This is a genomic window from Pygmaiobacter massiliensis, from assembly GCF_900199435.1.
Classification (GTDB): Bacteria; Bacillota; Clostridia; order Oscillospirales; family Ruminococcaceae; genus Pygmaiobacter; species Pygmaiobacter massiliensis.
The window spans coordinates 868080-893386 of sequence record NZ_OAML01000003.1 but is presented as its reverse complement, the minus strand read 5'-3'; the positions used below and the strand labels follow the sequence as shown (position 1 = coordinate 893386).

23 protein-coding genes are annotated in these 25307 nt (G+C 49.7%); 6 read left to right on the top strand and 17 right to left on the bottom strand.

Annotated features, from left to right (window positions below):
• The first annotated feature begins 3 nt into the window (after positions 1-3).
• Positions 4-1002, top strand: a complete 999-nt coding sequence (locus C1A11_RS08750; RefSeq protein ID WP_102050097.1) for an ADP-ribosylglycohydrolase family protein — start codon at positions 4-6, stop codon at positions 1000-1002.
• A gap of 133 nt (positions 1003-1135) precedes the next feature.
• Here the strand turns inward: C1A11_RS08750 and citF are convergent, their stop codons facing one another.
• The 9 genes from citF to C1A11_RS08705 all read right to left on the bottom strand — a co-directional run bounded on the left by citF (position 1136) and on the right by C1A11_RS08705 (position 9706).
• Entirely contained in the window at positions 1136-2710 is a 1575-nt protein-coding gene (citF, locus tag C1A11_RS08745) for a citrate lyase subunit alpha (protein ID WP_242965889.1), read from the bottom strand.
• Entirely contained in the window at positions 2707-3606 is a 900-nt protein-coding gene (locus C1A11_RS08740; protein ID WP_102050095.1) for an HpcH/HpaI aldolase/citrate lyase family protein, read from the bottom strand. Before C1A11_RS08740 ends, citF begins: the two co-directional genes overlap by 4 nt.
• Positions 3596-3904 (bottom strand): citrate lyase acyl carrier protein, encoded by a 309-nt coding sequence (citD, locus tag C1A11_RS08735; protein ID WP_102050094.1) that lies wholly within the window; start codon positions 3902-3904, stop codon positions 3596-3598. Before citD ends, C1A11_RS08740 begins: the two co-directional genes overlap by 11 nt.
• A gap of 227 nt (positions 3905-4131) precedes the next feature.
• Complete coding sequence (locus tag C1A11_RS08730; RefSeq protein WP_242965888.1) at positions 4132-5061, bottom strand: LysR family transcriptional regulator; 930 nt, start codon at positions 5059-5061, stop codon at positions 4132-4134.
• A gap of 271 nt (positions 5062-5332) precedes the next feature.
• Complete coding sequence (locus C1A11_RS08725) at positions 5333-6118, bottom strand: dimethylarginine dimethylaminohydrolase family protein (RefSeq protein WP_102050092.1); 786 nt, start codon at positions 6116-6118, stop codon at positions 5333-5335.
• Between the two features lie 44 nt (positions 6119-6162).
• Positions 6163-7377 carry an argininosuccinate synthase gene (locus C1A11_RS08720; RefSeq protein ID WP_102050091.1) on the bottom strand — a complete coding sequence of 405 codons (1215 nt, stop codon included), beginning with the start codon at positions 7375-7377 and terminating at the stop codon, positions 6163-6165.
• A 46-nt stretch (positions 7378-7423) separates the two neighbouring features.
• Positions 7424-8146 (bottom strand): amino acid ABC transporter ATP-binding protein, encoded by a 723-nt coding sequence (locus tag C1A11_RS08715; protein ID WP_102050090.1) that lies wholly within the window; start codon positions 8144-8146, stop codon positions 7424-7426.
• Positions 8133-8816: an amino acid ABC transporter permease gene (locus C1A11_RS08710; protein WP_102050089.1), complete on the bottom strand. Its 684-nt coding sequence runs from the start codon at positions 8814-8816 to the stop codon at positions 8133-8135. Before C1A11_RS08710 ends, C1A11_RS08715 begins: the two co-directional genes overlap by 14 nt.
• A 50-nt stretch (positions 8817-8866) precedes the next feature.
• Positions 8867-9706, bottom strand: coding sequence for an ABC transporter substrate-binding protein (locus C1A11_RS08705; RefSeq protein ID WP_102050088.1), 840 nt, complete (start codon positions 9704-9706; stop codon positions 8867-8869).
• 240 nt (positions 9707-9946) lie between these two features.
• On the opposite strand from C1A11_RS08705, the gene alr reads away from it, so the two are divergent.
• On the top strand, positions 9947-11089 hold the full coding sequence (alr, locus tag C1A11_RS08700) for an alanine racemase (protein WP_180950300.1): 1143 nt from the start codon (positions 9947-9949) through the stop codon (positions 11087-11089).
• Positions 11090-11380: 291 nt separating this feature from the next.
• Here the strand turns inward: alr and C1A11_RS08690 are convergent, their stop codons facing one another.
• From C1A11_RS08690 to C1A11_RS08660, 7 genes are all read right to left on the bottom strand, one after another.
• Entirely contained in the window at positions 11381-11830 is a 450-nt protein-coding gene (locus C1A11_RS08690) for a NanQ anomerase/TabA/YiaL family protein (protein ID WP_102050085.1), read from the bottom strand.
• Positions 11831-11863: 33 nt separating this feature from the next.
• Positions 11864-12619 carry a glucosamine-6-phosphate deaminase gene (gene nagB / locus C1A11_RS08685; RefSeq protein WP_102050084.1) on the bottom strand — a complete coding sequence of 252 codons (756 nt, stop codon included), beginning with the start codon at positions 12617-12619 and terminating at the stop codon, positions 11864-11866.
• A 35-nt stretch (positions 12620-12654) separates the two neighbouring features.
• On the bottom strand, positions 12655-13560 hold the full coding sequence (locus C1A11_RS08680) for a dihydrodipicolinate synthase family protein (protein ID WP_102050083.1): 906 nt from the start codon (positions 13558-13560) through the stop codon (positions 12655-12657).
• Positions 13561-13607: 47 nt separating this feature from the next.
• On the bottom strand, positions 13608-14486 hold the full coding sequence (locus C1A11_RS08675; RefSeq protein ID WP_102050082.1) for a carbohydrate ABC transporter permease: 879 nt from the start codon (positions 14484-14486) through the stop codon (positions 13608-13610).
• Between the two features lie 12 nt (positions 14487-14498).
• On the bottom strand, positions 14499-15404 hold the full coding sequence (locus tag C1A11_RS08670; protein ID WP_102050081.1) for a carbohydrate ABC transporter permease: 906 nt from the start codon (positions 15402-15404) through the stop codon (positions 14499-14501).
• 92 nt (positions 15405-15496) lie between these two features.
• Positions 15497-16792, bottom strand: a complete 1296-nt coding sequence (locus C1A11_RS08665) for an ABC transporter substrate-binding protein (RefSeq protein WP_102050080.1) — start codon at positions 16790-16792, stop codon at positions 15497-15499.
• A gap of 261 nt (positions 16793-17053) precedes the next feature.
• Positions 17054-17911 carry a MurR/RpiR family transcriptional regulator gene (locus C1A11_RS08660; RefSeq protein ID WP_102050079.1) on the bottom strand — a complete coding sequence of 286 codons (858 nt, stop codon included), beginning with the start codon at positions 17909-17911 and terminating at the stop codon, positions 17054-17056.
• Between the two features lie 293 nt (positions 17912-18204).
• Here C1A11_RS08660 and C1A11_RS08655 point away from each other — a divergent pair, with 293 nt between their 5' ends.
• The 3 genes from C1A11_RS08655 to C1A11_RS08645 all read left to right on the top strand — a co-directional run bounded on the left by C1A11_RS08655 (position 18205) and on the right by C1A11_RS08645 (position 20773).
• Positions 18205-18822, top strand: a complete 618-nt coding sequence (locus tag C1A11_RS08655) for a DUF624 domain-containing protein (RefSeq protein ID WP_102050078.1) — start codon at positions 18205-18207, stop codon at positions 18820-18822.
• 359 nt (positions 18823-19181) lie between these two features.
• Complete coding sequence (locus tag C1A11_RS08650) at positions 19182-19877, top strand: N-acetylmannosamine-6-phosphate 2-epimerase (RefSeq protein WP_102050077.1); 696 nt, start codon at positions 19182-19184, stop codon at positions 19875-19877.
• Entirely contained in the window at positions 19874-20773 is a 900-nt protein-coding gene (locus tag C1A11_RS08645) for an ROK family protein (protein ID WP_102050076.1), read from the top strand. Before C1A11_RS08650 ends, C1A11_RS08645 begins: the two co-directional genes overlap by 4 nt.
• 354 nt (positions 20774-21127) lie before the next feature.
• Here C1A11_RS08645 and C1A11_RS08640 read toward each other — a convergent pair whose 3' ends face one another.
• Positions 21128-24205, bottom strand: a complete 3078-nt coding sequence (locus C1A11_RS08640; RefSeq protein ID WP_102050075.1) for an ATP-binding protein — start codon at positions 24203-24205, stop codon at positions 21128-21130.
• Between the two features lie 178 nt (positions 24206-24383).
• Between C1A11_RS08640 and ftcD the strand changes: the two genes are divergently transcribed.
• Positions 24384-25262, top strand: a complete 879-nt coding sequence (gene ftcD, locus C1A11_RS08635; RefSeq protein WP_102051049.1) for a glutamate formimidoyltransferase — start codon at positions 24384-24386, stop codon at positions 25260-25262.
• Positions 25263-25307 lie beyond the last annotated feature (45 nt).

Below are 25307 nucleotides of genomic sequence, written 5' to 3'. Positions count from 1 at the left end.
ATTATGTTATCTAAAAAGGAATTTATCCAAGACAGGGACCGCGTGTTTGACAAGGTTTACGGCGCTTTGTCCGGCCTTGCTATCGGCGATTCATTCGGCGATGCCTCCCGCAAGCAGGAAAACCGCGTTAACTATGCGGTGACAACTGACTTTAACAAGGGTGCCTCGTGGAGCACTGACGATACCGAGTTTGCCCTGTTGACCGCGAAAACCCTGATTCGCTGCAAGGGCAAACTGACCAGTGAAGAAGTGGTAAAATCCTGGATGGAAGATGTCGTTACACAGGACGAATACAAACGCGGCGGTGCCAGCGAAATTGAAGCTGCCAACAATCTGCGCAAAGGGTTGATGCCTCCTCTCTCCGGCAAATTCAACACTTTCCACATGAGCGACGGTTCTTCAATGCGCATTGGACCCATCGGTATTTTGTGTGCCGGTGACGTAGAAAAAGCGAAAGAATTCGCCCGTATTGAATCAGAAATCAGCCACTACCGTGACGGCATTTGGGGCGCGCAGGCAGTTGCTGCCGCCGTTGCTGTTGCCATGGTAGACGGTACGATGGACGAGATTTTTGATGCAGTGATGGCTGCAATTCCCGAAGACTCTTGGCTGCATTACAATATGCAGCAGGCTTTTGGAATTTTAGACGAGTGCAACGGCAACCTGCTGGAAGCATGGATGCGCATTCATGATGCGCTGTGGACCAGCTCTTGGGCAACAACTGCCGAGGCACTGCCCTCTGCATTTGTCTGCCTGAAAGCTATGAACAAAGATTTCCGCACCGGGGTAACGCTTGCTGGCAACTTTGGGCGCGATGCCGATACCATCGGCGCTGTTGCAGGCGTAATTTTAGGTGCAAAATACGGCGCAAGCCAGATGCCCGCCGCGTGGATTGAAAAAACTCGCTTCCCCTCCGGCACCTGCCTTACCTTTACCAAGGGCATCGACATCCGCCAGTTTGCAGAAGAACTCACCGATATTATCGTTGCTAACGATTTTTAACAAAACCAATTCTCTGCAAACCAACTTAAAAAGCGCGCTGGCAAGTAGCCAGCGCGCTTTTTCTTTTCCCCTTGCTTTGGTACAATGCAAAGAAAAAAGCAGCCGTGATAACTTCACACGGCTGCTTTTCTTTTTATTCTGCGTTGTTTTTAATCTGACGTATCACGTCTACCACTGTTCCATCGCGGTATTCTACAATCGCCACCACTTTTTCGGTCGTTGCAATCGGCTGCGGCACGCCGGTGATTGACTGGGCAAGCTGCTGCAACTCTTCGATAGCTACCAGCGGCAGCCCTGCGTTCCGCAAATCCTGCTTCAGCTCTTCATAACGTAAATGGCGCGGGTTTAGGGCAATCCCCGCTTGGGTGACCACGCATGCCACCGTTTCACCAGGGGTGCAGCAAGTGAACACATGCCGCACAATAGAAGGGGTCCGTCCTCTTACGATGGGCAGCGCAACGATAGAAATTGCGGCACCGGCAGCAACGTCAGGGCCACCGCCAAGGCCGCCCATCATCTGCCCGGAGGAACCGGTAAGGATGTTGACATTAAAATCCGTATCGACCTCGAGTGCCCCCAACACACCAAAATCAAGATGGTTCAAAAATCCGCCTTTGCTGTATGCGTTTGAGTAATCAGCATTATCAATTTCGACCACTCCGCTGCGGCTTGCAATTGCATTTGCAGCAACTGCATCAAAAGACTGGCTGCATTCCACGGCACGTATCTGCCCCGCATCGTACATTTCAATGATGGCTGCCGTGATACCGCCCAGCGCAAAGCTTGCCGTCACGCCACGTGTTTTCATCCGGTCTGCCAAAAACTTGGTGCAGGCAATACTGATTGCGCCAGCGCCTGTTTGAAAAGAGAAGCCTTCTTCAAAGCGTCGCGAAGCAGCAATCACGTCTGCTACCTGCTCGGCAATCATAAGGTCACGCGGGTTTTTGGTAAGCCGTGCCGCGCCTGCACCGATTTTCTGCGGATCTCCAATCTCATCAACTTTCACCACATAGTCAACATACTGCTGACTGATGCTGACCGGGCAGCAGGGGTAAGGGACCAGTGTATCGGTGAGCACAATCACACGGCCTGCGTTATGCGCATCAACAAAAGAATACCCCAGACTGCCGCATGGGTTCGCACCAATCTGCCCTGTACAGTTACCATAGCTATCTGCTGCGGAGGCTGCAATAAACGCGACATCAATTTGCAGTTCACCCGCCTCTATGGCACGAGGCCTTGCTCCGTGGGGGCGCAGTATGGCCGGTTTTTCCATCGTAATGATGCCATTGATGATACCGTCTCCAAGCTCGCCGCGGATTCCGCTTGCTTCTACACTGGTAATTGTGCCGTCCTGCACATATTCTGCCAGTGAAAAATTTTTGAGGTTAACCACTGCACTGGGCGCAAACCGCAGATTTTTAATGCCCAGACTGCGAATGGCTGCAAGCACCTGCCCCACAGCAAGGTCACCTTCCCGAAAGCTGTGATGAAAAGAAATCGTCATCCCGTCCGCAAGGCCGGCAGCGCGTATCGCATCGGCAAGGGTGGGCTGCAACTTTTCTTCGCCCCGCTGGCGGTGCTCTGCTGTACGTCTTGTAACTACCGGGCCTGTGCTGGGCGGTACGCCCTGTGCCGTCTGGTAAGGGCGCACAACGTAATCTCCAATTTGCTCGGGCAGCTCACGCCCTAAACTGTTCTTTATCATTTCAGCCATTCCCCCGTTTCTATGCCGGCTGCTTTGGCCTGCGCGAGAATTGTTTTTGCGCGAATTTCCATCGGCTTATCTACCATACTGCCATCCACAACGACAACACCAGTGTTGTTGCGCGCCCCTTCTTGCAACGCTTCCATCACCTTCATCGCATTGCGTATTTCTTTGGTGGTGGGGGTAAACGCCGCATTTACAAGGTCAATTTGCCGTGGATGCACAACGGTTTTACCATCAAAGCCAAGACCTCGGGTCATCTTTAAATCTTCCTGCAAGCCTTCCGCATCATTGATATCTGAGAAAACCGCATCCTGCGCGGAAATACCTGCAAGGCGGCAGGCCTCCAGCACCTGCATACGGCCATAAAAAATCTCCCAGCCAGCCTTGGACCGCTGCGCCCCCATGCTTGCAGTATAATCTTCTGCGCCAAGTGCCATTGCAACCACACGTGGGCTTGCTGTCGCAATTTCTTTTGCGTTTGTCGCTCCCAGCGGCGATTCGATATTACACCAAAGTTCTGTTTGCCCCAAAGGAATGCCTGCCGCCGCTTCAATAGCGGTAATGGCAGCATCAATTTGCTGCACCTCGCAGGCTCTTTCTACTTTGGGCAGCCGGATAGCATCCGGTCGTGCACGCACGGCGGCCTGCAAATCCTCTGCAATAAAATCAGAGTAAATGCCGTTGACACGAATAAGGACATATTTATTCGGCGGGCGGTGGCAGCGCACAGCCTGATAAATCAAAAAGCGTGCCGCGTCTTTATCGGTTGCTGCAACTGCATCTTCCAGGTCGTAAACAATGCAGTCCTCATGGTAAAACCGGGCATCCAACATTTTGCTGGGGCTGGAGCCGCCCACATAAAGGCTGGTGCGCTTTAAATGGTTATTGCTCATTCTGCGCATCCTCCTTTGTCCAGTCGTAAGTAATCTCACAGGCACGGCAAATAGCACATTGCATCCTTGCTTTGATGACGCAGTCAAGTGCACCTTTGTCTTGCAGCTGCACAAAGGCGTCTTGGATGTCAAACTCTGCAAGCGCTTGTTTCACTGTGTGCTCTATGGCAGGGCCAAACTGTGCTTTCACCACACTGTCCAGCTCAATTTCAATGCCATGCTCTTCTCGCGGGCAAAGCATTATGCGAATATCGCTGGACTCCAGCGTGCCTGCAACCGCTGCTTTTATAATTTTCATTCAATGCTCCTTTCTTTTCTTAGAGAGATGCAAAATATCTGTTTTGGTTTCTAAACTTCGGCCGGCTTAGACAGGGCTGTTTTCACCCAAGCAAGCTGGCTAAAGTTCCTCTGATTTTATGATAACAGAGCTTGAAGTGTTTGTTAAATAACAATTCCAGTTGGCCCACATAAGCCTTTGTTATGCCCAAACAAAAAGAGCACGGTAAACCACCGTGCTCTCGTAAATTAAAAGGTATATTGTATTTCCTGTAAGCGATTCAGCAACTGACGACTGGCTTTTGATAAGTAGGCGTCCTTTAAAGTGCAGACAACAAAGGCGTAAGATACGCTGTACTTTTCGTCGATTAAAAAGTAGCCCCGGCGTTTGATATCCTCGGTCAGCTGCTTTTCGGGCAGCAGCGTCGAGGCATAGTCTACAAGGGTTAAAGCGTCCAGCGTACCGATATGCTGCACCTCTTGCCTCACCTGTGGCAAAATGCCTGCTTTTTCAAAAATCTGGTTGCATGCAATACGACTGCGCTGGCCTTGCTGCGTAAGCACCAAAGGCTCATTTTTCAAAAAACCAATATTCAAATAGGGCAGCTTCTCGCCCTCTTTATAGTAGATATACTGCTCGTACGCGCCGCAACTGCGGGGGATGATAACGAACCGATCTCGGCTGAGCTCAAAATAATCCAGTCGTGGACTTGCGATTGGCAGATGCAGAATACCAATGTCGATTTCTCCTGCTTCAATGCCTTTTTCGATTGTATCGCTTGAAGCTTCCACCAGTTGCAGCTCAATGGACGGATGCTGAACTCGAAAATTGGTTAAAAAATGAGGAAGCACAAATGCGGCCTGTGCACCGGAAAAGCCGAGACGAACCGCTCCGCCTTCGCTTTGCGAGAGCGAGAGGTCTACCAGCTCTTTCTCAAAATTAGTGCGTTCTGCCAATGTTTTCTCTACAAAGCGCAAAAAGCATTCACCTTCTGCCGTGGGGCAAACGCCTGTAACCGTGCGCAAAAAAAGAGTGATGCCAAGCTCTTTTTCAAGCTTGCGCACACATTGGCTCAGCGCCGGCTGTGCAACAAACAACTGCGCGGCGGCTTTGGTCATGCTCTTTTCTTTTGCAATCGCCGCAATATATTCCATATCTCGTATCGTCAAATCGTCCACCGCTTTCTGTGCGGCCGCTTTTCTGTGCAGCTCTATGCTTATTTTACCACATTGCGGTGGTAGTTGCCATGCTGTGTTAGTAAACGAAGTGAGAGCCCTGAGCACGCGAAAATTTTCTTTGCGTTAAACTTTTATTTTCATAAGTTCTTTTTTGCTTTTGTAGCTAAACCTCATAAAATATCAGCCACACTTTTAAGTGGACATATCAGGAAGTAAATTCCTTGATATGTCCACTTGTCTTGCTTTTAATGAAATCGTAAAACTTCTCTATTTATGCAAAAGCGGGTGTAAACCGCAGCGAGAGACAGGAAAGCCCGCCATCAATTTTTTTAAACTCGCCGGTGTCGCACTGCACTGTTTGATAGCCAGCTTTTTGCACGGTTTGCAGTACCTCCGGGTATCCTTCCGGCACAATCACTGCGCCATTAAACCATACACAGTTAGCGGCATAGTCTTCCTGTTGCGGCGCAATGTGCTTTTCGTATTCTGCAAAAGCGATTTTGCTCTTAAAATCTTCTTTCATCAGCATCTGTCCTTCTTCCAGATAAACCGCTCCTGTTTTCAGGTGCAGTACCCCTTCAAACGGGACGCCGACTACTTTGTAGCCGAAAGGTGCAATGTATTTTGCAAGCTGAGCTGCGCCCTCCGCATTGCTCCGCTGCGAAAGCCCCACATACAGGGTGTCACCTACCTTCATCACATCGCCGCCCTCGAGCGTGGCTGGTGCGGTAATTTGAAATATCTTTTCTTCGGGGTAAAACTGTTGGAGTAATGGTGCCATGAGAGCAACCTCCCCTACGCGGCTTTCGGTCGCGGGACGGGTAAGTACCGCACACTGCGGCAGCAGCACAGCCACATCTTCTACAAAGCAGCTGTCCGGGTAGTCCTCCTCCGGCTCCAGCACGGTTACTTTCGCACCCAGCGCTTCCAGTGTTTTCACATATGTAGCATGCTGCTCCAGCGCTTTTTCGTAATCCGGCACACCCAACTCCGGGTGGTCGGTAAGGCCATTAATCATTGCCTTACAAGGTTTTCTTGTAATTGCGTATTTAAACATTCTTTTCACCTAGCATTCTTTTTTGCCTGCGGCAGCTCTTTAATTTACCAGTTTTTCGACAGCTTTGCGTACTCTTTAATCGGCAGGCCAAACAGGTTGATAAAGCCTTCTGCATCAGCCTGATTGTATCCATCGTCCTCACCAAAAGAGGCTGTGGCCTCGTCATAAAGTGTATAGGGACTTTTTACTCCGGCATTCATGATATTGCCTTTATACAGCTTCATTTTCACTTCGCCGGTAACAGTTTGCTGCGTAGTTTCCACAAAAGCATCCAGTGCCTCTCGAAGCGGCGTGAACCACTGCCCATTGTAAACAAGGTCTGCATATTTTTGAGCAATGCTGGCTTTAACGTGCATTGTTTCTTTATCCAGACAGATGGTCTCCAACACTTCGTGGGCGTGGTAGAGAATCGTGCCGCCCGGAGTTTCATACACACCTCTACTTTTCATGCCAACCAAACGATTTTCTACGATGTCGATAATGCCAATGCCGTTTGCACCGCCAAGCTCGTTGAGCTTCGCAATCAACGCAACGCCTTCCATCACTTCGCCGTTTACTGCGGTGGGGACTCCCTTTTCGAACTGCACCGTCACATAGGTCGGGGCATCGGGTGCTTTTTCGGGTGATACGCCAAGTTCCAGAATTTCTTCGTACTTTGGCTCGTTTGCAGGATCTTCCAAATCCAGTCCCTCGTGCGAGAGATGCCACAAGTTTTTGTCCTTGGAATAGTTCGTTTCTCTGCTGATTTTCAGTGGAATATGATGTGCCTCAGCATAGTCAATTTCCTCATCCCGGCTTTTAATATCCCAGATACGCCAGGGGGCGATAATTTCCATCTCCGGTGCAAAGGCTTTGATAGCCAGCTCAAAGCGCACCTGGTCGTTGCCTTTGCCGGTGCAGCCGTGGCAAATGGCATCTGCGCCTTCTGCTTTTGCAATTTCTACAATGCGTTTGGCAATGATAGGGCGCGCAAAGCTGGTGCCCAGAAGGTAGGTTCCTTCGTATTTTGCACCGGCTCTTAAGGTAGGCCAGATGTAATCTTCAACAAATGCCTCGGTGAGGTCTTCGACGTAGAGCTTAGATGCCCCGGTTTTAAGCGCTTTTTCTTCCAAACCTTCCAGCTCGTCTGCCTGCCCGACATTGCCGGATACTGCAATGACTTCGCAGCCGTAATTTTCTTTCAGCCAGGGGATAATAATGGAGGTATCCAGCCCGCCGGAATAGGCAAGCACTACTTTTTGATAGCTTTTCTGTTTCATCTCAAAATCTCCTTTGAATCTATTGCCTTGTTTGGCTTTTCGGCCCTCACAATACTTTTGATAAAAAGCTTTTCAGGCGCTCGTTTTGCGGGTGTTCAAAAAAAGAAACCGGCTCGTTTTGCTCTACCACAATGCCTTCATCGATGAAGAGAACGCGGTTTGCAACTTCGCGGGCAAAGCCCATTTCATGGGTGACAATTACCATCGTCATTCCTTCGGCTGCCACTTCACGAATCAAATCCAGAACCTCGCCCACCATTTCGGGATCCAGGGCGCTCGTCGGCTCATCAAACAGTAGCACTTCCGGGTTCATCGCCAAAGCACGTACAATGGCAACCCGCTGCTTTTGCCCACCGGAGAGCATATTGGGGTAGGTTTCAGCTTTTTCTAAAAGGCCGATGCGCGCTAGCAGTGCGTCGGCCTTTTCGTCTGCCTGCGGCTGGGTCATCAGCCCCAGCTGTACCGGTGCGAGCGTAATATTTTGGCGCACTGTGAGATGTGGAAACAGGTGAAAATGTTGAAACACCATGCCCATGCTGCGGCGTGCTGCATTAACATCGCATTGCGCTGAGGTCAGCTCGGTATCTTCTAAAAAAATCTGGCCCGCGGTTGGTGTTTCCAGCAGATTTAAACAGCGCAAAAATGTGCTTTTGCCGGAGCCGGAGGGCCCAATTACAGCGACTTTTTCGCCTTTGCGAATGGTTTCGCTAATACCACGCAGCACCTGGTTTTCTCCAAATGTTTTTTCAAGTCCTTTAACTTCGATCACTGCGCGCAAGCCTCCTCTCCAAACGTTTTTGCACTGCCGTTAATCCCACCACAAGGGCCAGATAAATTGCAGCCGCAATAAAAAGCGGCATCGAATTATAAGTACGCAGCCGCAGCGCGTCAGACATTTTGGTCAAATCGCGCCCGGCAATGTACCCCGCCACGCTGGTTTCTTTGATGAGTGCAATAAACTCGTTAAACAGCGCGGGCAAAATGTTTTTTACAGCCTGCGGCAAAATAATCAGCCGCATTGTTTTGCCTTGTGGAAGTCCTAAGCTCCGTCCGGCTTCCATCTGACCGGGGTCAATTGACGCAATGCCGGAGCGGATAATTTCGGATACATATGCCCCTGAATTGATGCCAAACCCGGCAATGCAGGCGGCAAAGCTGCTGTTGAACACCAGCACATATAAAATAAGCAGCTGCACAATGACCGGGGTGCCTCGAATTACGGTAGTGTAAAACTCGCAAATACCGGCAATGACGCGCCAGCCGACAGATTTTTTGCCTGCTGCGGCGGTTTTTAGTAACGCAACGGTAACCCCAATCAAAACGCCTACAAGACAAGCAATCAGCGAAAGCAGCAGCGTATTTGCAAGTCCTTCGAGATAAATTTTCCACCGTTCACCCACAATCAGCGCGGCGTAAAGGTCAGAACCGATTTTTTCCACAGCTTGCTCCTTTCTTTTAAGGCACCTTTGGCCGAAGATTTTGTACCGGCTTATGCGCCGGCAATTTCGTAGTGTTTATCGGTCAAGGCTTCCACCGTACCGTCTTTTACTGCGGCTGCAAGCACTTTATCAATCTCTTCAACAAGGTCTTCTTGATTTTTTGCAATGCCCATTGCCATCGGCTCTTCGGTAATAAAGCCTTCGATGACCTGCAGTTTACCATTGGAACTTTCTGCGATTGATTTTGCAGGCAGATTGTCGATGATTGCAACGTCTGCTTTACCACCTGCCACTGCGGTGCCCGCCTCAATCGGAGTTTTAAAGGTGAGCACTTTGGCACCCTTAACCTCGTCGTTTGCATAAAGGTCAGCGGTGGTGCCGCTTTGCACTGCAATGGTTTTGCCTGCAAGGTCGGCAGCTGTTTTGATGGTGTCATTCCCCGCTGCGACTACCATTAAAAGTCCATTGGCCGTATAGCTTTGCGAAAAGTCAATGTGGGTAGCGCGCTCTTCATTGGCCGTCATGCCGGCTGCAATAAAGTCACCTTTTCCACTTTTCAGTGCATCAATTAAAAGGTCAAAGTTCATATCAATTACTTCCAGCTCAACCCCAAGGTCATCTGCTACCAGCTGTGCCAAATCGATATCCACGCCTGCGGGCTTTCCGTCATCGCCCAAATATTCATATGGGGGAAAGCCGGTTGAGGTGAGCATTACGATTTTGCCTTTTTGTTTAATGGCATCCAGTGTTGGGGTTTCGGATGCTGGGGCTGAAGTTACTTTAGAGGAATCCCCCGCCGATGCCACCGACGCGGTAGAGCTTGAAGTTCCACAAGCCACCAAAGAAATAGCCAGCGCACCCGCCAGCAAAGCTGCAAATATTTTTTTCATATTGTTCTCTCCCTTTTGTTCTTCGCATTGATGTTGTTGATGTGATGGTGCTTATTATAGTTGCATTTTTATGCTAAGTCAATGTATTTTTATTATATTTGTGAAAATATACAACTTTTGGCGAAATTAATGAATATATATTCTAAATATCACTATTTTTTAAAATATATATTGAATTATTTATGCATAAAGTGATAATATATTCTAAAATTACAAAAAACAAAAGGACGTGAAGTAGTTTTGAATACCTATTATAATTCTTTATTGCAAGTAGATTTGAATAAAATATCATCTAATTGGAAAACCATACAGTCCGCTTTGCCGGATCACTGCCAATGCATTCCGGTATTGAAAGGCAACGCCTACGGTGCAGGACTGGTACCGGTTGCAAAAGCATTGTACGCCTCGGGCGCAAGCTTTTTAGCCGTCGCCCAGGTAAGCGAAGGGATATTACTGCGCAGCGCCGGGCTGAAAGATGCCGAAGTATTCGTGTTAGGTGGTGTTCCGCAGCCACTGCTTGCAGCTGCGGTTTCTCATCGTATCGGGCTTACTTTATTTTCTGCGGCCACCGCCTACGCGTTGGAGGCTGAATGTGCCCGCCAGCAGGTCAATGCTTTCCCTGTACAAATCAAAATTGAAACCGGTCTGCACCGAAATGGCGTGCTGCCCGGCGAAGAGTTGGATAAATTGATTGAGGCTTTGCGTAATTGCCCGCATCTTAAAGCAGCCGGGGCATTCAGCCATTTTGCCGAGGGCGAAGTATACGGCAGCCCCTTAACTATGTGCCAGTTTGCAGAGTTTCAGCGAGGTGTCGCACAGCTCAAATCTGCCGGTATCTGCCCCCCACTTTTGCACATTTGCAACAGTGGGGCAAGCGAATGGTTCGACGAGGCCATCTGCACCGGCGTGCGCATTGGTCGTCGGCTTTATATGGATAGCCAGAAACACCCCGGCGAGCACGGTGCGATTGCAGAAGCCTGCTGCTGGCAATCCAGCGTGACCAATCTTCGCACCTTAGCCCCCGGCGAAACACTCGGCTACGACGGTGCCTGGACAGCTCCCCGTGCCACCCGCGTTGCGGTGGTTTGCGTGGGCTATGCAGACGGTCTTTGTCCTCAACTGGCAGCTGCACATGCGCCGGTACTCGTTGGAGATTGCCGGGCGCCGCTTCTTTCCACCTGCATGGATCAGTGCTTTGTGGATGTTACCGATATCTCGTGCCAGATTGGCGATGTGGTAACCTTTTTTGGTGAGAGCGCAGGCGGCGTTCATCTTTCTGCCCAAGAGGTTGCGGGCTTGATTGGGGATGAGGGCGTGTTTTTGACCAGCCTGCTGACAGCCCGTGTGGGCAGAATTTATCTCGGCCTTGGCACTTCCGCTTAAGCCCGTCCCCTATACTTGCATTTTCCGCGTTGGCGAATTCTCTTTGCCTTCCCAGGAGGGTGCTTTCAGCTCTGCATTCCTTTTGCAGACATGTTTCAGCCGCCTAGTGGTTTTGCTGTGAACATCACAAGCTAAAAGCATCTCTTTGGTTTCCACCAAGTGGACTGAACGCTTTAGATTTACCTGCCGCAAAAAATAAAACCCGTCAGCATTATGCTGGCGGGTTTTATTGGTTAGGAAAATAGTTTTGAGCAAATACAGCACAAAGCATTTTAAGGCTTCGCACTTTTTTTACATTTTAATCTTGCCGATTAGTTTTTTCACAGGTGCGGGGGCATTCTGCATAATGCCTACTCGATGTGCGTCTTGCGGAAAGCAAACCAAGAAATCGCCCGGGTACAGAGTGCAAACTACACCTTTGGTGCATGTAGCAAAGCTGATGTCTTGCGTCTGATTATAAGGCGTTGTTTCAGCAGTTTCAGCAATATCTGCCACTATAATAGTCTCGTTGCCCTCCAATATGTAATGTACATCTGCAAAGTTGCGATGCAATTCAAACCGGCATTCCTCAAGTGGCTTAGTGGTAAATTGAGCAGGGTTTACAAACACTTCACCCTCACGCAACTGCATTGGGGCTTCCGGCATCGTTTGAACAGTCTGCTCTGCCATATATTCCAGAACCTGCGTAAGGTCTGCCATCTGCCGGTAGCTGTCGCGGTGTGCAATGTTATCTAAAATCATATCCGTCTCCTGCGCGTCGGCGCCAAATTTTCGTTACTTACGGCAGATTCTAACACCTGCTGCCTTTAGCTTTGAAAGCGCGGGGGCATCTCCAACAAGCGTCACGTCAGGGTGGAATTGCAGAATAGAACACGGAACGCCCGGCTCCACAGGGCCTGCAAAGCTTCGGTAAACCGCCTCTGCTTTTTCTTTACCCGATACTGCGAGCAAAATCTTTTTCGCCCCCAGAATGGTCTTAATGCCCATTGTAAACGCCTGTCGCGGCATAGATTCTCTGCTCTCAAAAAAGCGGGTATTGGCCTCTATGGTACTTTCAGTCAACTCGACCAGATGGGTTTCTTTCGCAAAGGCAGCAGCCGGCTCGTTAAAACCGATATGCCCATTATGCCCCAGCCCTAAAAGCTGCAAATCAATACCGCCAAGAGATGCAATCAGTGCTTCGTAGCGAGCGCACTCTTTGGCCGCATCTTTGGCAAGGCCGTTCGGCACATGTGTCTGCTGCGGCAAAATATCGATATGGTCAAACAGATTTTGCTGCATAAAATTCCGGTAACTCTGTGGATGGTCCGGCGCAAGGCCGTGGTACTCATCCAAATTTACCGTTTGTACTTCTGCAAAGCTTAAATCTCCTTTGCGATACCACTCGATAAGCTGACTGTAAATACCCACCGGGGTGGAACCCGTGGCAAGCCCCAATACCGAGCGCGGATTTAAAAGAACCTGTGCAGAAATTAAATTTGCGGCACAGCGGCTCATTTCCTGGTAGTCCGCTACTTCGTAGATTCTCATGTTGCTGCTCTTTCCTTTCTGCCGCTGGCCTCTGCTTAAAGCAGCTCGCGGATTGCCGCAGCAATCATCTCTGCACTTTCTTTTGCAACTACGCGACCTTTTTCGGTCAGCCCGGCAAGCGGGGCACGCACATCACCGATATCGGGGCCACCATGCTGGCGCAGCACTTCCTTCATCACAGCATACAAGTTGCAGTCTGCGGAAAACACATGGTAAATAATACGGCAGACCTCGTTTTGAATCACCCGCGCTTTTTCCATTTCGCCTTTGTGATAAAGCGCGTAAATTCCCAAAAACAGCTCTGGCATTACCGCATAGGTGCCGCCAATTCCACCGCACGCACCTGCGGCAAGGCCAGAAAGCATCTGCTCGTCGGGGCCATTGAAAACCAGCACCTCTTCATCATGCCACATCTGGATATCCTGCACCGGCATGGAGGAGTTTTTGACGCCGAGCAAACGCGGGTTTTGCTTCATTTTACGCAAAAGGGATACGCTTAGGCTAACCCCCGCAAGCTGCGGAATATTGTAGATAACGAAGGGGGTATTGGGCGCGGCATCCGAAATGTCATTCCAATATTTTGCAATATCATCTTCCGGCAGGTGAAAATAAATCGGCGGGATTGACGCAATGGCGTCCACGCCGAGCGCTTCGGCATGGGCAGCCAGCAGCTGGCTATCTGCGGTGTTGTTGCAAGCAACGTGGGCAATTATCGTCATCTTGCCGCCCACTTCTTCCATCACTGCCTGCAACACCTGTTTGCGTTCTTCCACGCTTTGGTAAATACATTCCCCGGAAGAGCCGCCCACATATAGCCCCTGAACGCCTTTTTCCAGCAGATAGCGCGCCAGCTGTTTTACCCGCGCAGCACTTACCTTGCCCGCCTCATCATAGCAGGCATAAAATGCGGGGAAAACGCCCCGATATTTCTCATAATTCATTTTCTTCTCCTTAATTCACACACGGGCAAAGTATCCCGCTTTTTTCTTTAGCCCTTAACCGCACCCATGGTAATGCCTTGGGTAAAATACTTTTGGAACACCAAAAAGACAACAATAATCGGAATTGCGCCCAGCGCGGCACCTGCCATAATTAGGCCATAATCGGTAGACATCTCTGCCTGCAAGCCTGCAATGCCAAGCGCAATGGTTTTCACCTCTGTTTTGTGCAGCATCACCAGTTGCAGCGGGTACTCATTCCACGCATTAATAAACGTAAAGATGGCGAGGGCACCGATACCTGGTTTGATAATGGGAACAACCACGTCCCAAAACGTGCGAAGCTCCCCTGCGCCGTCAATGCGCGCCGCTTCCAGCAAGGAGGTGGGTATTGTTTCAGAAAATTGTTTCATCAAAAACACGCCGAAAGGCCAGCCCACCACCGGGAAAATAACCGACCAGGCCGATTCAGAAAGGCCAAGCGTTTTGGCAAGGGTAACGAGCGGAATGAGAATGACCTGTTTGGGCAATGCCATTGCACAGACAAACAGCCCGAAAATGATAGCCTTGCCATAAAAATTCTTTTTCGCCAACACATATCCTGCAAGCGACGCCGTTACGCAGGTAAGCAACATTGCCATAACCGAAATGAAAACGCTGTTATACAGCCATTTAATAGCGGCTGGCAACCGAAATGAGGAGCCGAACAATTCCCAGGTGACCTGCATATTAAACAGCTTTTCATAGTTAACACTGGTTGCTGCACGAGGCCACCATTGAATTGCCTCTCCTGCCTTTAGCAGAATATCGCTTTTTTCTTTCACAGAACCGGTTATAATCCAGTACAGTGGAAACATAAACAAAATTGCAAGCACAATAAGCAACACGACGCAAACCATAAAATAGGGGGATTTTTTATTTATTTTCATTGTCTTCTCTCCTTATTCTGTGGTTCCGCCCTTCATCACCTTGAACTGCAAAGCGCTGAACAGGGCGATGACGAGAGCCAGAATAACACCCATTGCATCGGCATAGCCATACTGGTAGGTTTTAAATGCGGTTTCATACAGCAGGTACATGACGGTACTGGTGTGATAGTTTGGCCCCCCGGAGGTGAGCAGCTGAATCAGTGCAAAGCACTGGAACGAGTTGATGGTTGTGATTACGACAATATAAAGTGTAGTTGGCATAATCGACGGCCATTTAATTTTCCAAAAAGTTTGATGGTTCGTTGCGCCATCCACCTCTGCTGCCTCTACCAGCGATTGATCAACATTGCCGAGTGCCGCAACATACAGCACAATGGGCTGCCCAATAGAGGTGGTAAATAGGATAATTAGAATGCACCAGATTGCGGTGGTAGAGTTACCCAGCCAGTCGATGCCTTTTTCAAGCAGGCCCATAGATGTGCCGACGTGGTTAAATAGTCCGTTATAGGTATTGAACATCCATTTCCATACCACAACTACCGCGACAGAGCCGGTAACAACAGGCAGGTAAAAAACACAGCGAAAGAAGGAGCGCACTGTCGCGTGCATCCGGTAGATTGCCGTACTCACCCACAAGGAAAAAGCCGTAACGGCCGGAACCGCGATGAGTACGATGAAAATGGTGTTCCAGGCGGAGCGCAAAAACTTGGGGTCTTGAAAGAGGCGTATGTAATTATCAAACCCGACAAATTCGCTGCCCCCTAAATGCGAGTTGGTAAAACTGGTGACAAACCCCATCACCATTGGCGTAATGACAAAGCAGGCAAAAACAGCAAGCGCAGGCAGCAAAAACAAATAGGCCACCATCGTTTCTCTGCGTCGGATTGCCCTACTTTTTGCGGCGACGGAATGCGCCATAACACACCCTCCTTTAGGAGTAAAACAGCCCCCTCCCCCGCAATTGAGGGAGGAGGCTGTTTTTTCGTTTCAATTATGGTTTTTGGCTAAAACTAGCTTTTATTGGAATTGGTAATGTAGGTTTGCACCTCAGTTGCTACATCGCCGCCCTGGAAGATGCGCTGCAGCATGTTCCACCACTCAACACGCATATTTGCAAAGCCCGGAGCGGTGTTATAGTAATCGCCGTAGTACTTCGTCCAGTTGGAAAGAAGCACCATTTCTTCATTGCCTTCATACAGGTTGCCAAAGGAGGCGCGAACCGGGAATGCACCGGTCTGTTTCACACTCTGGGGGCCCCACTCGGAATCATCGCAAGCAAACTGCAGGAATTTTTTAGCTGCGTCTACCTTAGCGGCATCACCATTATCAAATACGCAGAAGCCGTTGACAAGGTACTCAAGCACCGGTACGCCGTCCTCAGAGGGGAACGGAACCGAGATTGCGGTGTAATCTTCAGAAGCATAGTTTTTAGAGTCGGAAGTGCCCCAGCAGAAGGTCGTTGCGCTGGTTTCTGCCTGGAACTCCTGCAAGGCGTCTGCTGCTGCATAAGACATGCCTGCGTCGAGGCTCTTGTTTTCCACCATGTCCTGAAGAAGCGTCAGGGCTTTGATGCCGTTTTCGTCAATATTCCATTTGCCATCTTTATCAATAATAGTGGAAGAATACAGGTTGTTGACAAGGGCACGAGTGCCTTGGTCACCGCCCTGTGCGCCACAGTAAACGATGCCGGGGGTTTGTGCCACGCCTGCATCACGCAGTGCTTCGCACATTTTCACAAAGTTTTCCGTCGTCCAGGTGCGGTCGCCTTCGAGGTTGACATATTGCAGTGCGTCAGCCTTTTCGAGCATCTCTTTGTTCAGCCCCATGTAGAACGGAGCGGAAGACAGAGGATACATGTAAGCGGTGCCGTCTGCTTTGCAGGCATTCAGCAATTCTTCGTTGTTTACATCCTTTACAAAATCCGCATTAAACATATCATCAAGTGCAACCAATTTGCCTGCGCGGCCGTACTCGATAATGCGGCCCGGTGCGTCGAACAAAATATCGGGAGCTGTGCCGCCCTCAATGGCGGAAGCCAGTGCCTCGGGGCCGCTGGTAAAATCAATGGTGACTAGCTCGATAGTAATTTCGGGGTTTTTTGCCGTGAAGGCATCCGCTACCTTTTGTGCGTAAACGCCATCTGTACCAAATGTGGGGAATGTCCACCAGGTTAGCTTGACCGGCTGCGCCGCTGCGGACGAGGCCGCCGTGCTGCCGGCAGGGGCACTGGATGAGCTGCTGCCGCAACCCGCGAAAGCAGACATTGCCATGAGCGCGCTAAGTGCGAGTGCAATAAATTTTTTCATGGGATTTCCTCCTTTTAAATCTTAATTCTTCTCCAAAGTTTTCGCCGCGTGGCGAATCTCTCTGTCGTGATTGTATCGACAAACCGGGTGGTTTGTCAATAAGATTCTGAAAAAAATTTTTATATTTAATAATTTTTGGTATTTCTTTTCAAAAACCTAAATTTTTTATTGCACTTTGACCAAAATGTTTTTTGTCATGCTAATTTTTTACGCATTTTTCGCCAAAAAACAGCAGCTACCGGTTAAGGTAGCTGCTGTTTTTTATATATGCTTTTCTGAAAGAACATCTGCAATCTCTTGGCGATGGATTTTACAGCACTCCATATCTCTGCGGCACATCTCTGACATTAAAATATCCAGCAGATAAATTTGCGAAATACGGGCGGCAGCGCTCCCCAGTTGTAAGGGGTTTTCGTTCGAGCCGCACTGCAGCACAATGTCTGCCCCCGCAGCACCCGGAGAATTTGGAAAGCGAGTAACCAAAATAAAGGTGGTTCCCCGTTGGCGCGCCACAGGCAGCAGCTCTATTAAGTCACGCGTTGCACCCGAATAGGAAAAATAAAGCACTGCGTCCTTGTCGGTTAAATGGGTGGCAGCCATGCCTTGCATGTGCGAGTCTCGCACCGGAAAAAAGCCTCTAAACGCCGTGGAGAATAGATTTGCTGCCTCTTCCGCCATAATCATGGTACCGCCCTGCCCCATGCAAAGAACCGTATTTGCTGCCAGCAGCACATCCGCTGCTTTGCGGATTGCTTCTGGCTGAATCAGCTCACGGGTTTGCGCCAGGGTTTCTACTGCCGCGGTATACAGTTTGTGACACATATCCGGAATGCTATCCTCCGGCATCACCTCACCAGAGAGCAGGCCCGGTGTGCCATGGCGCACCACGGTGGCTTTGGCAATTGCAAGCTTAAACGCATTATAGCCCCGGTAGCCAATCTGTCGGCAAAACCGCGAGATCGTCGCATCAGCAACGCCGCAGGCTACGGCCAGCTCTGAAATTGACAGGTATTGCACCTTTTGCTGCTGCACGACAACATAATCCGCCACCTTTTTTTCTGACGAGGTCAGTTGGTAGTAGCTATTGCTGATTCTGGTAAACACGTTGCTGTCCGGCATTGCTTCGCCACCCTTTCTTTCAGCCTTTTTCTTACTATTGCTCTGCTTTTTGCGCGTTCAGTATAGCATACATGAAAATTTTTTTCAATACAGCTGTTTTCGATGTTTTGTTTTTCCTCTCGTGACATTTTTGGCCGCAAATGCTATAATGGCGTCACCTAAGCAGTACTTGATACAGAATAGGTTGCGTTGCGGCTCACCGCTTCTTTGCTGCTTTGGGCAATTATTACGGATTCCGGGAGACTTTCTTCTCCCCTGCCGCTGCATACTTGCAGCGTTTTTTAAGGTGAACTATGCAGATATTTGACCCTAACAACACTTTTTTTCGCTGGGTGGCCTGGGCAACGGATATTCTGGGCCTCAGCCTGCTGTGGGCGTTCAGCTCGCTGCCTGTGGTTACAGCAGGGGCGGCTACTGCCGCTTTGTACGATAGTGTGCTGCACTATGTAAAGCCTCGTGAACCGGGCGCATTTCGAAATTTTTTCCGCACTTTTCGTGCGTCTTTCCGCACCACTGCGCTTTCTTCAGTATGCTGGGCACTGCTTTGGGCCGGGCTGCTTTTTGGGGCTCAGATACTATTACTCATGGCGCTCGCCGGGCACCGTGCAGCACTGTTGCAGCTGATTATTTTTTGCATTCTGCTGCTTATCCCCGCTGGCGTGGTCTGCTGGCAGTTTCCCCTTTGTTCCCGTTTTCCTATGCGCTTTGCCGAGCTAAATTTAAACGCTGCCCGTCTCACACTCGCCCGGTTGCCTGCTACATTGCTGACGCTTATCGTAACATTGGGTGGCCTTTGGCTTTGCTGGCGCTACTGGCTGCCAATCTTTTTCATGCCGGTGGTATGGGCTTTTCTGTGCTCGCTATGGATGGAACCTATTTTTGAAAAAGACGGACTCACATCAACAATTTGATCGCTTGTTTAACGCCGGAAGACCCGGCGTTTCTTTTGCTTGTTTCAGAAAATTATTTTCAATAGTTATATTTACATAAAATTTATTTTCATTTATTGTGGAAGCATACAAACTTTGCTGTAAGGGCTTCGCAAAGCTTGCAAGTGCCTGCCCTTCGTAGCTACAATAAGGCAAAAGGGATTTCGTGTGAGCGTTTTTTCACACGAAGCCTCCGGCGGATGTGCAGGGCGATTCGCTCGCTTTGCTCGCTCCCGCCCGATGCACGAAAATCATCTTATCCTTCTTTTGCTTCGCGTGGTAAGATGCGCACTTTTATTAAAATTTGTGCCGACGCGAAGCGGCGGAATGGATGATTTTTTATGACTGATAAAAATAAAGCCGTGTTAGACCGTTTGCAGGGTGGGCTGGTAGTATCCTGCCAGGCTTTGCCAAACGAGCCGCTCCATAGCTCTTATATCATGTCTCGCATGGCATACGCTGCTTTTCTTGGCGGTGCCGTCGGCATTCGTGCAAATACGGTGGCTGACATTACCGAAATTCGCAAAACCGTAGACCTGCCCATCATCGGTATCATCAAAGAAGTCTATCCGGACCATCCGGATGTTTATATTACACCTACTATGACAGAGGTGGATGCACTTGTCGAATGCGGCGTAGAGATTATCGCACTGGATGCGACCCGCCGCGTGCGCCCGGGTGGACGCAGCCTTGCCGACTTTTTCGGCGAAGTGCGCGCCAAATACCCCGAGCAGCTCTTCATGGCCGACTGCGCCGATTTTCAAGATGGCATGGCAGCTGCCGCAATGGGCTTTGATTTGATTGGTACAACAATGGCAAGCTATACCCCGTATACCAGTGGCTGCGAGCTGCCGCCCTATGGCATGATTGCAGACCTCGTGCGCGAGTGTGGCAAACCCGTGGTGGCAGAGGGTAATATCGGTACCCCTGCACAGCTTCGCCACGCAATGGACCTTGGCGTGCTCACCGTGGTAGTAGGCGGTGCAATCACACGCCCCATGCAAATTACGCAAAAATTTGTGGCGGCACTCCAATGAAGCAAGAACGTATCGCAGTATTAGACATCGGCGGAACCCGGATTAAAGCGGGCCTTTTTGTAGACGGGCATCTGACCGAACAACAAGAAACAGATACTTTGGCGGCTCAAGGCGCCAGCGCAGTGTTACACCGCGCAGCTACGCTTTTAGCGCAATTCATCCCCTTTGATGCAATCGGCATCAGCACTGCTGGGCAGGTAGATGTGCCGACCGGAACCATACGCTATGCCAATGCAAATTTACCAGGCTACACCGGTGCTGACCTGCGCGGATATTTTAACAAAAAATTCAATGTACCGTGCGCCGTTATCAACGACGCTTATGCAGCCGCACTGGGAGAAGGCGTTTGCGGTGCTGCCAAAGGGGTGGCCGATTACATTTGCGTCACCTATGGAACAGGCGTTGGCGGCGGCGTAGTGCTTGGTGGCAAGCCCTACTACGGCACCGGCGGCTCTGCCAATGTGTTGATTGGCGGCCTTGTCACCTGTCCTCAAGCACTGCGTGCCGGCGACCCTTTTGCGGGCACCTATGAGCGGTTTGCGTCCGCAACTGCGCTGGTTGCTTCTGCAAAGGCGCTGGACAATTCCCTGGTCAATGGTCGAGCGGTTTTTGCACGACTAGAGGAGCCTGCCGTGCGCGTTATAGTAGACAGGTGGATTGACGAAGTTGCTGCCGGGTTACTGAGTCTGCTGGCTCTCTTCAACGTTCCGATGCTGGTGCTCGGCGGAGGTGTGCTGGAGCAGCCTTATGTTATTACCGAGGTCGAAAAGCGGGTGAAAGCATTGGCAATTCCCGGCTTTGAATCTGCACAAATAACAGCCGCACAGCTGGGCAACACAGCCGGGCTGTATGGCGCATTTCAAACGGCACAGCAACTGCTTTCTGGTACTCCCTAAAACCCCGCTACCCACAAAAAATAAATTCATTTACAAGCCGTCGGTTTTCTTTTACGCAAACCGACGGCTTTTTCTTTAGGATAATGGCTTTTGATTACTAGGTAAACCGAGCAATCTGTGGGTTGAGCAAAACCCGGTTTGCTCAACGTCTGCTTCGCTGAAAATATTTTTTGCTCTGCAATGGTATCTTCCCTGCGAACATATTCTAAATCAGGTCACAACGCTCGGTACTGGGCAGCATGGCCGCTCAAGGTTCAATCAATTACAAAAAGCCTTTGCCAAGACAATAAAGTCGGCAAAGGCTTTTTGTTTCTACAAGTTGCTCGGCGCACACGCTGTCTATGAACCCGTAGATTATTCTGTCATAAAGTGCTTGTTTTTGCTGTAAAGTTCAGAGGCTCGGAATCGCTGCTGTCCAGTAATGCCATCTCGCAGACATCTACTCAAAAGCTGCGTTTCGGCAACATCTGTAATGCCCTCTAAGCGGCGTATGCCTTGCCGCGCGTAACTCGCTGCCGAAAAAGGCAATAACGGTTGCAACGCGCTGCGGGGGCCTGGAACCTGTTCTATTTTTTTTCGTAGCATGGTGCAAACAAAGCACAATATTCCACCTTCCAACGGGGAGCTGAATTTTTTGTCACATTCCTGTGCCTCTGTCAGTGCTTTGGCAGCCTCCTCTTCCTGTCCATTTTCTGCGCGATAATAGGCGCAAAAAGCAGCCGCTGCGGTTCGTCCCCAAATCTCGCCTGTTATCCGCGCCTGCCGGTAAGCTTGCTCAAAAAGTTCACTTGCATGCAGGTGGTCCTCCATTAAAAATGCAGCACGCCCATAATGTACCAAAATCGATACGGCACCAGGCCAATTTTTGGTGTCAAGCAGTGCAATGCTTTTCTTGAAATGGGTACAGGCCGTGGCGTAGTCTTGCTTTTGGCGGCAAAGTCTTCCGTAGTCGCCATGTGCAGCTGCCATCTGCACCCGCATGGCTGGCGTATCCGGCAGTGCTTTTAGCGCATCAATTGCTTCCAGGTAATAATAACTGCTTTTTTCGTATTCTCCCCGCAAGCAAAAGCAAGCACCCCGCAATCGCTGGAACTGTGCTGCAAGCGCAGGGTTATGGTCTTTTTGCAGTAGCCGCATACCAGCCATAGTGTAGCGCTCTGCCTGACTTGCAGATTGCTGGTACAGTGCTGATACTGCCAGCAAGTAGCAGGCATGAACCATCACAGAATGTTCACGCTCACGCCCTGCTGCGCTCAATGCACCCAGTAGCTCGGCCCCTTCTTCCCAATTGCCATAAAAAAGCGCAAGGCGTCCTCTAATCAAAATCAGCTCATTTTTCAGACTTTCTATAACCTGTGCATTTTTTTCAGTCTGCCGCAAGTGGGCAAATTTTTCTGAAATATGATGCAACTCTTGCTCTATTTGTGCTGCCGGCACAAAAGGCGCTGGATCTCCTGTATACAGCGGAAAAGCTTCACAGCTGCGCGCGCTTTCCTGGTTTAAAGCCCGCACTTGGCAAGCGAGTGCGCGCAGTGGTTCTCCGGCGCGTTCAAAATGCCATGCCGCGCGGCGGCAGGTGTTGCTATTCTCCGGCAATTTTGCTTCGCACAAAAGCTCTGCAATCTGGTGGTGCAAAGGAGTTCTTTGAAAATAATTCAATCTGTCGTACACCAATCGTCGAATACGCTCGTGCGAAAATCCATAAGCAATATCGTCACTTGAATTGTACTCTTCAATTAAGCCTTCCTGCAATAACGTTTCCAGACCTTGCGCAAGGCTGCCATTTTCTTTACCAACGAGCTGCAGCAGTATCCGGCAAGGGGCATCCTGTCCAAAAACCGCAAGCATTTCTGCCATGTGTAAGGCATTGTCATCCAAGCCGTTAAGCCTTTCCAGCAAAATGTCGTTTAAAGCTTGCAACGTTTGGGTTACGCTTTTGCTACGCTGATAAGCTCGGATTAATTCCGTAAGTAAAAACAAGTTGCCGCTGGTTTCTTCATAAAATTGTGCTTGCAGCTGGGTTGCCACCTCTTGGCCAAGCTCGTTTTCCAGCAGCGCTGCCGTTTGAGTTTTGGTCAGCGGCATCAGTCGATGACGCAATAGCAGGCCATCCGCTACTGCGCTTTCTAAAAATTCTTCCGTTTTGCGACTGCTATGGCTTCTGCTGCTCAGCAGCATCATCACATTTTCCGCCGCAAATCCGCGCAGCAGTTCTTCCGCGAGCAGAAGGCTATCTTCGTCAATCCATTGTAAATCTTCAAACACAAAAAGCAGCTTGCGACGCCGTACCAATACAGAAATTAAATAAAGCACACTTTCTTTTAAAGATTGGTCTAGATGTCGCCACCCGCGGTCTGGCAAAAAACCATTCGGGCTTTTCTCTTTTTTAAAGCTAAAGAAAGTCTGTTCCAGCCGGGCTTGCATCGGTTCTGGCAGCAATAAATTCTCACTTTGCACCGTCTTTGCAATGGGCAGCAACACCTTGTTCCACAGCGCTAGCGGCACCGTTTTCTCTGCCTGCAAACAAGCCGCCCGCACTACCAACGCAGAACTCAGGTCCACATTGTGCAGCACCTTGTCGATAATCTCACTTTTGCTGGTACCCATTTCGCCCACTACAAGTTGAGAGCAATGTCGGGAAGTGCCTGAAACAAAGGCCGCTGCTGCGTCACAAAGAGTGCCAAAAAGGCCTTCTCGCCCAATTAAAACGGGCAGTTTTCGTTCTTGCGTCGGTTGCGTAGTTTCATTCCACTCATTCATTACCTCATAGTAAAGCAGCGTTGTGCTCTCCATAGGCTCAGCGCCCATTTCTTCACACATAAGTTCTTTAAAATGTTGATAAATCTGCGCTGACTTCGGATACTGCCGCATTTGCCGCCAAAGCTGCATCAAAAACACACAAACATCTTCGTTTAGCGGGTCTTCTTGCTGATATATTTCTGCCCAGCTTACCGCTTGCTCAAATGCTTTTTCTTCGAATGCTTGACGCGCACACGCCCCCACCCTTTGCAAATACTGGTTACGCAAACGGTCACGTGTGCTGCTAAGCCATTCTTCGTAAGAAAACGCCTGCTTTACGGCAAACCCTTTTAAAAACAGACCTTCATAAGAATCGGTGTTTTGTTCTCTTGTGAATTTATCATAATCACATTCGTACACCCATTCCGGGTTCACGATAATCACCGATTTTTGTGGTGAAAGCAGGAATTCTCCTCCCAATACCTTTTTAATTGTGTAAAGCGTATTGCGCAGATTTTTCAGGCCTGCAGCTTCGTCATGGCTTTCCCACAAAAGGTCAATCAGCTCTTGTCGCGTTGCGCTGCGCTGCACCAACATATAATAAAAAAGCGCCTCCGCCCGACGGTACGGAAAAACGATTAACCGCCCGTCCAGTTCTATGCTTGGCGTTTTTAACAGAGAGATCTTCAGCATGCAAAACCCTCCTGAAAGCTCATTTTATTTAGTATAGCGTTTGCTGCAAATTTTGTCGAGCACGGTTATTTCTTCGCTTGCGCCCCTTCCGGTTGCAGGGTATAATGAACTTGTAAATATTTCGTTAAGAGATGCAATTGTAAGGGAGGTTGTTTTTTTGGACGCTGCAAAAAAAGTGATGGAGTGCGTGCCGAATTTCAGTGAAGGCCGCGACCTGCAAAAGGTAGAGCAAATCGTCAACGCGTTCCGCGCCAAGCCTGGTGTAAAACTGCTGGATTACTCTACCGACGCAGACCATAACCGATGTGTCGTTACTGTTTTGGGCGAGCCGGAAGCCTTGAAAGCCGCTGTCATCGAAGCTGTTGGTACTGCGCAGCAGCTTATCGACATGAACCACCACGAAGGCGCACATCCACGCATTGGCTGCGCCGATGTCATCCCTTTTATTCCGGTGAAAGGCTGCACCATTCAGGATGCAGACGAAATCGCCCGGGCTACCGCCCAAGCCATTGCAGAACGCTTTGCACAGCCTGTTTACTTATACGAAAAATCCGCTTGCGCCGCTTATCGTGCTGAAATTTCAGCAATTCGCAAGGGGCAGTTTGAAGGTCTTTCCGAAAAAATGAAAGATGCGCGCTGGAAGCCGGATTTCGGCCCAGAGAAACCGCACCCGACCGGCGGTGCCACCGCAGTTGGCGCACGTATGCCACTGGTTTGCTTTAACATCAACCTTGATACCCCAAACGTTGAAGTTGCCCGCAAAATCAGCCAGCGTGTGCGTAGCATCAATGGCGGTTATCACTATGTCAAAGCCATGGGTATCTCACTGGATGAGCACGATTTCGCGCAGGTAACTATGAATCTTACAGATTACACTCAAAGTGCTTTATACAGCGTGTTTGAAGCAGTAAAAATGGAGGCCCGGCGCTATGGCGCAAGGGTGATGGGCAGCGAAATAGTCGGCATTGTGCCAATGCAGGCGCTCATCGACTGCGCCCAATACTATCTGCAAATTGATGAGTTTTCGATGGATCAGGTGTTAGAAACACATTTGTGATACTATATAAAAGAAAAGCCGCCAGACGCAATCGGTCGTCCGGCG